Annotated in this window: 10 protein-coding genes and 1 pseudogene; 5 read left to right on the forward strand and 6 right to left on the reverse strand. The window is 66.6% G+C overall.

What is annotated here, in order from left to right; translation table 11 throughout:
* From ASG72_RS21260 to ASG72_RS08960, 3 genes and pseudogenes are all read right to left on the reverse strand, one after another.
* A pseudogene (locus tag ASG72_RS21260) lies at window positions 1-186 on the reverse strand (response regulator); the annotation flags it as partial.
* A gap of 97 nt (window positions 187-283) precedes the next feature.
* Window positions 284-916: a response regulator FixJ gene (gene fixJ, locus ASG72_RS08955; RefSeq protein ID WP_056711279.1), complete on the reverse strand. Its 633-nt coding sequence runs from the start codon at window positions 914-916 to the stop codon at window positions 284-286.
* Window positions 906-2,438, reverse strand: coding sequence for a PAS domain-containing sensor histidine kinase (locus tag ASG72_RS08960; RefSeq protein WP_056711281.1), 1,533 nt, complete (start codon window positions 2,436-2,438; stop codon window positions 906-908). The genes fixJ and ASG72_RS08960 overlap by 11 nt, the downstream gene beginning before the upstream one ends.
* Window positions 2,439-2,743: 305 nt before the next feature.
* Between ASG72_RS08960 and ASG72_RS08965 the strand changes: the two genes are divergently transcribed.
* Window positions 2,744-2,992, forward strand: a complete 249-nt coding sequence (locus tag ASG72_RS08965) for a DUF6455 family protein (protein WP_210168557.1) — start codon at window positions 2,744-2,746, stop codon at window positions 2,990-2,992.
* A gap of 21 nt (window positions 2,993-3,013) precedes the next feature.
* Here ASG72_RS08965 and ASG72_RS08970 read toward each other — a convergent pair whose 3' ends face one another.
* The gene (locus ASG72_RS08970; protein ID WP_056712510.1) at window positions 3,014-4,570 is read right to left on the reverse strand and encodes a phospholipase D family protein; all 1,557 of its coding nucleotides are present in this window, start codon (window positions 4,568-4,570) and stop codon (window positions 3,014-3,016) included.
* Window positions 4,571-4,883: 313 nt separating this feature from the next.
* On the opposite strand from ASG72_RS08970, the gene ASG72_RS08975 reads away from it, so the two are divergent.
* The gene (locus ASG72_RS08975) at window positions 4,884-5,744 is read left to right on the forward strand and encodes an endonuclease/exonuclease/phosphatase family protein (protein WP_244488752.1); all 861 of its coding nucleotides are present in this window, start codon (window positions 4,884-4,886) and stop codon (window positions 5,742-5,744) included.
* Window positions 5,745-5,778: 34 nt separating this feature from the next.
* Here ASG72_RS08975 and ASG72_RS08980 read toward each other — a convergent pair whose 3' ends face one another.
* On the reverse strand, window positions 5,779-6,600 hold the full coding sequence (locus tag ASG72_RS08980) for a hypothetical protein (RefSeq protein WP_056711287.1): 822 nt from the start codon (window positions 6,598-6,600) through the stop codon (window positions 5,779-5,781).
* 310 nt (window positions 6,601-6,910) lie between these two features.
* Between ASG72_RS08980 and ASG72_RS08985 the strand changes: the two genes are divergently transcribed.
* A complete protein-coding gene (locus ASG72_RS08985) occupies window positions 6,911-7,951 on the forward strand; it encodes a hypothetical protein (RefSeq protein ID WP_156395877.1) in 1,041 nt (346 codons plus the stop codon).
* 43 nt (window positions 7,952-7,994) lie between these two features.
* On the opposite strand, the gene ASG72_RS08990 is transcribed toward ASG72_RS08985, so the two are convergent.
* The gene (locus tag ASG72_RS08990; RefSeq protein ID WP_162246222.1) at window positions 7,995-9,137 is read right to left on the reverse strand and encodes a polysaccharide pyruvyl transferase family protein; all 1,143 of its coding nucleotides are present in this window, start codon (window positions 9,135-9,137) and stop codon (window positions 7,995-7,997) included.
* Between the two features lie 579 nt (window positions 9,138-9,716).
* Between ASG72_RS08990 and ASG72_RS08995 the strand changes: the two genes are divergently transcribed.
* Together ASG72_RS08995 and ASG72_RS09000 are read left to right on the forward strand one after the other, a co-directional pair.
* Window positions 9,717-10,703, forward strand: a complete 987-nt coding sequence (locus ASG72_RS08995) for a hypothetical protein (protein ID WP_056711293.1) — start codon at window positions 9,717-9,719, stop codon at window positions 10,701-10,703.
* Entirely contained in the window at window positions 10,700-11,749 is a 1,050-nt protein-coding gene (locus ASG72_RS09000) for a calcium-binding protein (RefSeq protein WP_056711295.1), read from the forward strand. Before ASG72_RS08995 ends, ASG72_RS09000 begins: the two co-directional genes overlap by 4 nt.
* Window positions 11,750-11,751 lie beyond the last annotated feature (2 nt).

Genomic DNA, 11,751 nt, shown 5'->3' on the forward strand with positions numbered 1-11,751 from the left:
CATCGCCGGCATGTAGTAATCGATCACCAGGCAGCCCTCCGCCGGAAGATCGCCGACGGCGAGGAGCGCGGCCGCGCTTTCATAGGCGCGCACCGTCAGCCCCTCCATTTCGAGGGCGAATTTCAGGGATTTCCGGACGGCCGCGTCGTCCTCGACGACGATGACCAGTCCGCGTGACTGCGGCATTGCGGAGATCCTGCAGCGGGCGATCGGCCTGAGCTAGCAGAAGGGCGAGCCACGCGGCCTTGATCTGGCTCAACTGGAGCGAAAGCGGAGCTCGTCCTCAGCCCGCGTTGCGCTGGCCTTGAGCGGCCTGCGCCTGCAGGCTCATCCGGACCAGTTCGGACAGGCTTCCCGCCTGCATCTTGGTCATGACGTTGGCGCGGTAGATCTCGACGGTGCGCGGGCTGATGCCGAGATCGAAGGCGATCACCTTATTGGCCTTGCCGGCGACCAGCCCGGCCAGGACCTGCGCCTCGCGCTCGGACAGCGCGTCGAGACGGGCGCGCAGCTCCCCGGCCTGGTGGCTGGCGGCGGCCGTCTCGGCCTGGCTCGCCAGCGCGCGGCGGATCGTGGTCAGCAGCAGCTCGTCATCGAAGGGCTTCTCGACGAAATCGACCGCGCCCTCCTTCATCGCCTCGACGGCGAGGGGCACATCGGCATGCCCCGTCATCACGATCACCGGCCAGGCGAAATTCAGGGCGTTGAGGCGCCGCAAAAACTCCATGCCGTCCATTCCGGGCATGCGGACATCGGTGACGATGCAGCCGGCGGCAGCGTCCGGCATCGCGTCGAGAAAGGACAGAGCGGATTCATGCAGGCAGACCGGGATCCCGTCCGAGGCCAGCAGGAAGGCCAGCGACTGCCGGACGGCCAGATCGTCATCGACGACGTGAACAATGATCTCATTCGGCACTGGCCAGCTCCTCCGGGGACACCGCACGCAGGGTGAAGGTGAAGACCGTACCTCCCGCGGGCCGAGAGTGAGCGGAAATCTTGCCGCCATGCGATTCGACGATGGTGCGGCAAATCGACAGCCCGACGCCCATACCCGTCTTCTTGGTCGTCGTGAATGGCTGGAACAGCCGGTTGACCACTTCCGGCGCGATGCCCGCACCGGTGTCGCAGACGCTGACCGCGACCAGCCTTTCCGCAGGGATGGCGCGGGACGTCACCGTCAGCTCGCGCTGCGGCCCGTCCTGCATCGATTCGATGGCGTTGCGGATCAAATTGAGGATGACCTGCTGAATCTGGATGCGGTCGGCGAGAACGAGCGGCGCCTCGGGGTCGAGCTCGAAGATGACGCGCACCCCCTTTTCCTTGGCCCCGACCAGGGCGAGCGCGCTCGCCTCCTCGATCAGCTTGGGCAGATGCTCGACCTGGCGGTCGCTTTCGCCGCGCGCCACGAATTCGCGGAGATGGCGGATGACGTCCCCCGCGCGCAGAGCCTGTTCCGCGGCATGACCGACGGCTTCAGACAGCAGCGGCACGGACTCGCCCTCCATGCGCTGCAGGATGCGTCCGCAGCCCTTGAGATAGTTGGTGATCGCGGTCAGCGGCTGGTTGATCTCATGGGCCAGGGTCGAGGCCATCTCGCCCAGCGCGGTGAAGCGCGACATGTGCACCAGCTCGGATTGCAGCTCCTGCAGCCGCGTCTCGGTCTGCTGGCGTTCGGTGAGGTCGCGGATGAAGCCGGTGAAATAGCGTTCGCCGCCGGAATGCATCTCGCCGACGGAGAGCTCCATCGGGAAGGTCGAGCCGTCCTTGCGCTGGCCGACCACCACGCGGCCGATGCCGATGATGCGGCGCTCGCCGGTGGCGCGGTAGCGGTGCATGTAATCGTCATGCTGGCTGCGATAGGGCTCCGGCATCAGCATCTTGATGTTGGCGCCGACCACCTCCTCGGGCTGGTAGCCGAACTGGCGGATCGCGGCCTTGCTGAAGGACTGGATCTTGGCCTGTTCGTCGATGACGATCATCGCGTCGGGCACGGTCTCCAGGATCGAGATGAGATGCGCCTCGCGGGCCCGCAGCGCGCCTTCGGCCGCGAGGCGCTCGCCGATATCGCAGATGACCATGGCATAGCCGCGGATCGCGCCGCCGGGCTCGCGCAGGGCGGTGATCGTCACGATCGCCGGGAAGCGCGTGCCGTCGCTGCGCAGCCGGTCGGCCGTGCCCCGGTAGCGGCCCTGTTCCCGGGCGCAGGTGAGCTCCCGCGCTGGCTGGGAGGCCGCAATATCCTCCGCTGCATAGAAGATAGTCACGGCCTTGCCGAGCACCGTGTCGGCAGTCCAGCCGCTCCAGGCGCCTCCGCCCGCCCGCCAGTCGATGATTCGACCGGCGCTGTCCAATATTACGAGAGCGGCATCCGTTACGGCATCGAGCAGAAACTCTGCGAGACCAGTATCGGTACTCTCTGCCTTGCACGGCTCAGACATTCCCAATAACGCCCCCAGACCAGCATAAAATACATAGATATACTATAGTACGGCACTATCTCTCAGTTTTCATTGCAACGAATTGTCTGGTTCTCGCCCCTGTCCAAACGAAAGCTGAACCAGTCGTCGCAGCAAACATTCTACGACTCTACATCCAATGCGTAGGCGCGGTCGACCCGATGTCATGAAAATCAGTGAAGGGACCGTTCAGCAGCTTTTTCCAATCGCGATGGTCGGTTTGCGCTGGCGCAATGCAGGCCTCACGCGCCGCCGCCAAGCTGGGGCGGTCGACGAGGGAGGGAATGATGCAGGGATGGATCAGGCGGCGCTTCGCGCGCCAGGCGCAGCTGATGGGCGCGATGATGGATCGCATCGGCCTGGAGCCCGGGCAGGCCGCGGCCCACCCGCAAGCTCTGGCCGCCGCCAGCCGACGCTGCCTGTGGTGCCCGGCGGCGCAGCAATGCGGGCATTGGCTGGAGGAGAACTGCCAGGCGCAGCGCGCTCCGGAGTTCTGCCCCAATGCGGCGTACTTCGAGAGCAGCCGCGGGGGCTGAGGGCCGCGGACGGCGCAATCTTCAGAGCTGAGACTGGATCGGCAGCAGGCCGATCAGGAAGGCGAAGCACCGGCGGGCAAGGCCGGCCTCGGGATCGCTGGCATAGTGCCGGGCGCGGCCGTCGCGCAGCCCGTGCCAGCGCAGCCCGCCCGGCTTCTCGAGCGTCAGGCCGTAGCTGGCGCGCGGGTCGGTATCCAGCCTGAACAGCTCGCGCATGCGCTCGACGAGATCGGGCTGAGCGAAGAGCACGCCCATCTCCGTATTCACCGAGGCCGAGCGCGGATCGAAATTCAGCGAGCCGATGAAGCCGGTGCGGGCATCGATCGTGAAGGCCTTGGTGTGCAGGCTGGCGCCGCTGGAGCCGAAGGCCGAGATCTCGTGCTTGCGGGCATAGGGCTGCAGCTCGTAGAGGCGAACCCCGCCGGCGAGCAGCGCCTCGCGATAATGGGCATAGGCGCCATGGGCGGCGGCGACATCGGTCGCGGCCAGCGAATTGGTCAGGATGGCGACATCCACCCCCTTGTCGACCAGTTCGACCAGCCGCCTCACACCCTCGTCGCCGGGGATGAAATAGGGGGTGGTGATCGCGACCGAGCTTTCGGCGGCGCGGATCAGCGGCAGCAGCTGCGCCATCAGCCAATTGGCCTGCTTCTCGCCCTCCGCCTTCTCCGGCGGGTCCGACAGGATCTCGACCTCATCCGTCCAGTGCAGCCGCTCCGCCAGATCGATCAGCTCGGACAGGGAGACGTGTTCGCGCAGCCGCGCCATATAGGGCTCGGCGCTGGGGCCGGTGGCGAGGCGGGCGAGCCTGCGCCGGAAGCGCTTGATCCGCGGCAGGCGCCAGCGCGCCAGCGCGCAGATCGGGATGACATAGGCGCTGTTCCAATAGGCATCGAAGATCGTCTCGGTCTGCTGGACGGCGGGGCCGAGCAGCAGCAGGTCGAGATCCCGGAAATTCGAGGCGCGGGCGGCGGCGAAATATTCATCGCCGATATTGCGGCCACCGATGATGGCGCAGCGGCCATCGGCGATCCATGCCTTGTTGTGCATGCGCCGCGTCACCGAAAAAGCGCGCAGCACCATCTCGACGCCACGCTTCCACCCGTTGCGCCTGGCGCGGCTGGGATTGAACAGGCGGATCGAGATGTTGGGGTGGCTGTCCAGCGCGACATAGCTGCGATCGAGCCCGCGCGTGTTGATGTCGTCGAGCAGGATGCGCACGCGCACGCCGCGATCGGCCGCCTGGACGATCTCATGGGCCAGGAGCCGGCCGGTGAGATCGTTCTTCCAGATGTAGTACATCAGGTCGAGGCTGCGCCCGGCGCTGCGCGCCGCGATCGCGCGGGCGGCGAAGGCGTCGAGATTGTCGGAGAGCAGCGCGAGCCCGTTCTGGCCGTCCCGGCCGGCGGTGAGGCGGGTGGCGGCGTCGTCGAGCAAGGTCTGGTCGGGCCGGAGCGGCAGCGCATGGGAGGGGGCGCCGCGGGCGCGCCTGGCGAAATGCCCATAGGAATAGGTCGCCGCGAACGACGCCAGGCCGAACAGCACGGCACAGGAGAGCAGGATCAGGACGGCGTTCATCATTCCGGCATCAAGGGCGGCTGTTCTCTCGGGTCGAGGGACAAACGCGCCCGCTCTGGATGTGTTCGTCGCGAGGGCGGGAATCAACCCTGCGCCGCACGGGGCGGCAGGCGATACGGCGCTTCGCGAACGCCTATGCGGGTCGTGCGTCAGGATGCGATCGCCGCCGGCAACGATCTGCCGGGACGGGCGTTGTGTGCAGGCTCGCGTCGTCCGGTCGGGACCCGGGCGAGCCAGGGCCGGACGGCCCAATCGACAACTCCGCCTCTGCCATGGCAGGGAGTGGCGGCGATCCTCGGAGGCCCCAGTCCTGATGCTTCGGAAACGCCGTTTCGCCCGGGTCGAGAAGACGCTGGGTCCGCTGATGACCTCGACGCTGAGGCAGCAGCGCAAGCTCTATGAGGCGCCGGAGCCGCCGCAAGGGCCGGCGACGGCGCTGGTGGCGTCCTACAACATCCATAAATGCGTCGGGGTCGATGGCCGCTTCGCGCCGGGGCGGATCATGGCCGTGCTGCGCGAGATCGATGCCGATCTGGTGGCGCTGCAGGAGGTGGACCAGCGCTTCGGCGATCGCGCCGGCCTGCTCGACCTGCATGCGGTGGAGCGGGAATGCGGGCTGCGGCCGGTCGACGTCAGCGGCACCCGGGCCAGCCATGGCTGGCGGGGCAATCTGGTCCTGATCCGCAATGGCGGGGTCGAATCGGTCAATCAGCTGGCGCTGCCCGGTGCGGAGCCGCGCGGCGCGCTGGTCGTCGATCTCAGCCTGGCGGGGCGCAAGCTGCGGGTGATCGCGGCGCATCTGGGTCTGCTGCGCCGCTCGCGCGCCAGCCAGATCAGGGCGCTGCTCGCCGCCGCCGACGCGCCCGACGGGCGCCCGGTGCTGCTGATGGGCGATCTGAACGAATGGCGGCTGGGCCCGCGCTCGTCATTGCAGGCGCTGGCGCCGCGCTTCGGCCCGATGAATTCCAGCGTCGCCAGTTTCCCCTCGCGCTTCCCGGTCTGGTCGCTGGACCGGATCCTGACCGCGCCGGAATCGCTGGTGGCGCGGATCACCGTGCATGATACGGCGCTGGCGCATGTCGCCTCCGACCATCTGCCGCTGAAGGCGCAGCTGCATTTCTCGGCGGAGGTCGCTGCCGAGGCGCCGCCGGCGGCGCTGGCCGGCTCAGCCTGAAGCGGCGCGCCCGCGCGACATGAGGCGCCCCGGCTCAGCGCTTGAGCCGGCCGACGAGCAGATGGGTCGGCCCCTTCTCCGACAGCACCTCGAGGATGGAGAGGCGGGAATCCAGCAGCAGCATCCGCGGGCCGCGCAGCTTCACCGGGACCACGGGGCTGGCCGCCCCCTCGCCATCGTCGGCCGGCTTGCGGTGCGAGGCGCGGCTGACCTTCAGGGCCAGGCCCGCCTCCGAGACCAGCGCCACGATCGGGGCGAAACCGCCATGTTCCGGCACGCGGCCGAGGCTGGCGATCAGATTGCCGTCGGAGGTCAGCGAGGTGACGTCGACATGGGCCTGCATGGCGAGCGAGAGGATGGCGCGGTAGGCGCCGAGCGCCTCCTCCAGCAGCTTCGCGCCCTGGCCCGTCCCGGGCAGGTCGCGGCTGCAATAGCCGGCCGTCAGCAGATCGCGCAGCAGGACGAATTCGGAGGATTTCAGCACGGCGTGTTCGCTCTGCCAGTCGAGCTGCGCCAGGCGCAGTTCGAACTCCTCCTGGGAGAGCAGCCGGGGCGGCTGCAGCCGGCGCACCAGATCGCTGTCGGGCGGCAGCAGCACGGCATCGGTCCCCTCGAAGCGGATCGTGATCGGGGCCTCGGTCTCGGCCCGCGGCCGCAGGGCGAAGCTGAAGCCACAATACCCGTCGCCGAGCCCGGCCTCCTTCAGATCCTGCCGCAATGTCGCGACCTTGCCGGACCCCACGCATTCGTCGCCGGCGAAAGCCAGCAGAACCCGGCCCTTCACCGCTGCGTCCGGGGAATAGACCCACCCGGATACCGTATCCTCGCCGATATACTCGATCGCCCCGCGAAACATGCCGCCCCTCTCGTCCGAACCGAACCGACAAAAGCACGCTGGGTTTATTCCGTAAAGTAATATGTCGCTTTTTGACGATAATTTCCGAGTTTCTACATTATTGAATTGCATAATTGATCCTTATTAGGCGCATTATATCGCTTGATCGGTTTGGTTATTGTGTTTTATTGGCGTAATTCCATAGTCTACGTGGGGGGGGCGTCAGGATGAGTGCGATCGGCAGGAGCGGGCGCGCCGGCATCGCCATAGCTGCGGCGGCTTGCTCAGCCGGTCAGCGACCGCGACGGGCCTCGTCGCGACCGGTTTGACGATGGGCCGGATCCTTTTCGAATCGCATCAGCTGCGGATGCGCTATGTGCCGGGGCGCGACTTCGGCACCATGGTGATCACCTTCATGCATTGGAGCGAGCAGCCGCGCAAAGACCGGGCCGGTTTCGCCGAAGCGTTTCTTTCAGCCGAGGGCCTTGCGGCGATCCACATCACCTGTGCCGAGAACGCCTGGTACCAGCACCCCGAAATGCGCCATCTCGACGTGGTGCTGGAGCCCGTGCTGCGGCTCTACGACAGGCGTGTCTCCTATGGGTCGAGCATGGGCGCCTATGCCGCGCTGATGTTCGCGGGGCTGACGCGCAGCGACGTCGTCATCGCGCTGTCCCCGCAATATTCGATCGATCCGGAGAAATCGGCCTTTGACAAGACCTGGCTGCATATCGGGCGAAAGCTGAGCTACTGCTGCGACGATCTCGCGGAATTCCCGTCCCGGGCCGAGGCCTTCGTGCTGTTCGACCCCCGGCATGTCGACGGGATTCATGGCGAGGCGATCGCGCGGGAACGGAGCGTGCGGCTGATCCCCGTGGACGGGGCCTCGCATCCGGCCAGCGAATTCCTGCACGGGATCGGGATGCTGAAGCCGACCGTGCTCAGCCTGATCCGGGGTTCTTTCGACGAGGCGGCTTTCCGCTTCGAGCTCAGGCGGGCGAGCCGTCGCTCGCCGCGCCATTATTGCGCGCTGGCCGCCCGTGCGCGCGACCCGCAGCGCAAGCTGCGCCTCTTTGAGGCGGGGGAACGGCTCTTCCCCGGCGATTTCTTCATCTGCCTGCACAGGGCGCGCACGTTGCACGCGCTGCGCCGCCATGCCGAGGCGGAGATCGATTATCGCCGCGCCCTCGCTGCCCAGCCGCGCCATGGCTGGACGATGATCTGGCTGGCGGAACTCTGCCTGGAGCTGGAGCGCCGGGACGAGGCGTGCCGGCTGGCGCAGGAGGCGATGGCGGCCATGCCGCAGCACGAGCAGCTGCAGGCCGTCGCGGCCGCGTTGGCGGACAAGGCGGCGGCGCGTCCCGGCGCCTGACGGCGGAGGAAGGCAGGCCGGGCGAGAGCGCCGGCCGGCGATCCTACATCCGATGGGCGATGCCGTTGCGTTCGAGAAAGCGCTTCATCCGCAGGTAATGGGCGGGGTAATGCCGCTCGAAGCGCAGGAACCGGGCCGAGCTGAAGATCTCGGCGAAGGGCAGGTCCAGCGCCTCCTGGGGGGTGATCAGCGGCACGTCGAGCGTCTCGGCCAGCTCCGCCGACCGCGCATCATAATCCAGCAGCACGGCTGGAATGCCCTGCGCCAAGGCCGGCAGCACGCCATGGACGCGGTAGCCGATGGTGGCGTCCATCCTGTGCATGAACTGTTCGAGATGCCCCACCACCCCGGTGAAGAACAGCCGCGTCTCGTAGAGCCGCTGCATGAGGCTGTCTTCGCCCGCGAACCAATGCTGCTGGCGCAAGGTCGCATAGGCCTCGGCCAGCCGCTTGGGATCCTTGTGGAAGAGGATCTTCTCCTCGATCTCACCATGCGCGGTCAGATAGAGGTCGTAGGCCCCGGCCAGCCGCTCGACGATGGCCCTCTGCCGTCCGAGGAAGGCCGGAATATCCGTGGTATAGCTGTGGTCCGTCTCGCGCCTGATGCTGAAGGACACGGTCGCGATCTCGGCGAAAGGCTTGGCGCGCAGCGCGAGCATGGGGTTGCGGCTGCGGAAGAGGGTCGGGCATCCCACGATCTCGGTGTTCTTGATGCCGTTGTCGTTCAGCACCTCCGCGGTGAACGTGCCTCTGACGCCGATCGAGGTGCAGCGGTCAGAGATCAGCTTCCAGATCCGCAATCCGTCGGGCGGCAAGATGATCCGCCGGCGCGTGGCGGCCTGGGCGCCGACGCCGATGCACAGGACGGGCAGGTCGAGCCGCTCGATCCAGGCGCCGAAATGGCCCCAATCCATCTCTTCATGGATGTAGTTGGAGCCGCGCAGGCAGATATAATCATGGCCGGCATCGGACCGGTCGAGCGCGGCATCCCGCTCCAGATCGATGTTGAGCAGATGCGATCTGCCGAGATCGTAATCCAGAAGCCGGAGCGTCGATTCATAAACCGCGATATCGCCGGTGTTGTAATAGGTGTCGATCATCTCCCGGAAGGTCACGTCGTACCAGGCCACCGTCTCCCGGTCGATGAGGCGGCCGGCCGGCTTCACGAAGATTGGTTTTGACTTCATCGACGACCCGCTCGTGGTGAGTTTCCGGCGACCGCGTGAGGGGGAGGGCATCGGCCCCTTCCGGCGGATGCGAACCCCGGCACCTCGATTGCCGTTGCCGCGACTGCGCGACCGATGCACGCCCATGCGCAATCGACCGATGATTACATCAGTATTGTCGATTTTGCACCGTTTTATAAAATAAAACTTCGATTTATTCCGTAGCTTGCTGAGTTTAATTTTGACATCTGAGAGTTGCGGCGGCATGGTGCCGTAATGCAGGATTGTCGATGCTGCGCAATTCGCTCCGATTTTTGTCCAAGGTAGAATCCTTGGCCGACACAATTCGACTATCCGAATATCTTTGCGAAATCATGCATGCGAATTGTATAATAGTCAGTCCTCTCACTGAATTCACCATGCCAGTATAATTGTTATTTTCATACTTTACCATAGGTTAAGCGCGTGATACCAAGTCGCTGCACTGCAACCGGTACTGTCGCAGTGAAGCACAAGAAAAGTCTTCACCGACGTCGCGGCCGCGGTCCTTCGCGGGCCGTTCGGCGATGTCGCGGCAGAGCGGGGCGAATGGTTTTGCAGATGGCGGTGACAGTGCGAGCGGATGGCGCGAGCGAACCCGTCAGGATTCCGGCCGGGACCGTCATTCTGCGCTATCTCGCCGAGCCGGAGGCGCCCGCGATCAGCATCGAAGCGGGCCCGGAGGCGGCGATCGGTTTCCTTACCGGGAGGGTGTCGGGTTCCGCCGCCATCGTGCTCGCCGCCGGATCTCCCGGCGTCGCCCTGCAGTCGGATGCGGGCGGGACGGTGCTGGTCTCGCTCGCCGCGCCACCCGCGGCGCGCGATATCGTGGTCAGACTGGGCATGGACGTGATGGTGACGGAGCCGGCCGGCCCCGTCCCGTCCAGCGCCGATCCGGGCTCTGCGCCCGCAGCGGCCAAACCGCTGATCCTGTCGATGCCGGTCGCCGTCCTGGCGCATGTGTCGCGGCGCGGCGACATGCTGGTGGAGGATGGCGGCTGGGTGTGCGGCCCCGGCCTGCCGCTCGCCATCGAAGGCTTCGAACTGCGCCTCGCGCAACCGCTGGCCGGGCTCGACATTCTGAGTTCGGCGATCGTCGATCTGCGCGGGCGAAAGGTCACGGCGCCTCATCCGCTCGGCTCCTTCGTCGGCACGCGGGGCCGGGCGACGCCGCTTTTGGGCGTGACCTTCGCATTGTCCGGCGCGCTCGCCGACCAATACATCCTGCGTGGCGAGGCGCTGTTCCTCGGTGCCGCCATCGTGGCGCGCGCCGGGCGGCGGATCACGCTCGCCGGTAGCGGGGACGAGCCCTTGCTCGGACTGCGCCTGTCGCTGGTGCGCCTGCCGCAGGCGATCGCGGCGCCGGCCCGCCCGCCGCTGGAGCGGGGCGCGGCGGGCCCAGCGCCCGCCGAGCCGCCGAAAGCGCCCCAGCTTCCGCCCCGGCCTGAATCCAACAGCCGCGTCCGGATCTTCCGGGCGCAGCCCGCCATGGCTCCGGCCTCTCCCGCCATTCAACCCCTGTCGAACGATCGAGGAACTGCGTCGTGACCTATTATACCGGGCCGCAACTGGGCGATGAGCTGAGCAAATTCGGGCTCGCGACAGCCACCAAGGATTCGGTTCTCGGCGCGCTCAACGCGCTGGGTGCCTTCGGCGCCGCCTCTCCGGGCGGCAGCGGGGTCGTCGCCACGGTGGTCGAGGGCAATGGCAATATGAACGTGCCGGCCGAGCTCATCATCGTCAAATCCTCGCCGACCGGCGCGGTGTCGTTGCGGGGCGAGGATCGCTTCGTCGTCTTCACCAGCCAGAGCGGCGTGGTGGTCAATCTCAACTCGCTCGACAAGGGGCTGGTGGTCACCGGCGGCGGCGACGACAAGCTGGTCTCGACCGGCTCCAGCAACGACATCTTCAAGGTCGGTGACGGCAACAACACGGTCGACAGCGGCTCCGGCCAGGACACGATCGAGGCCGGGCAGGGCAACGACACGATCAAGAGCGGCTCCGGCGACGACGTGATCCATGCAGGAGACGGCGAGAACGTTATCGATGGCGGCGATTCCAGCGACTGGATCGACAGCGGCGCGGGCAATGACTCGATCATCGGCGGCGCCGGCAACGATACGATCCTCAGCGGCGACGGCAATGACACATTGTTCGGCGGCACCGGCAGCGACTCGATCAATGCCGGCGCCGGCAATGATTCCGTGGTCGGCGGAGACGGCAACGACACCATCCTCGCCGGGCTCGGCGACGACACCGTCGATGGCGGCACCGGCGACGACCACATCACCGCGACCGGCGGCGACAATGTGCTGATCGGCGGCTCCGGAAACGACACCATCATCGCCGGCGACGGCAATGACAGCATCGAGGGCGGTAGCGGCGCCGATACGATCAAGCTGATGGCGACCCATGGTGCGATCGGCGAGGATACCGTCAGCGGCGGCAGCGGCGCCGACACGCTCTACATCGATCATCTCGCTTCCGAGCTCGTCTCCGGAGACGCCTCCGCGCGCTCCGGCACGCTGACCTTCGCCAATGGCGACACGGTCACCTATTCCTCGATCGAGCAGATCCTGTTCAAGCAGCCCTAGTG

This window comes from Allobosea sp. Leaf344 (assembly GCF_001426225.1).
Lineage (GTDB): Bacteria > Pseudomonadota > Alphaproteobacteria > Rhizobiales > Beijerinckiaceae > Allobosea.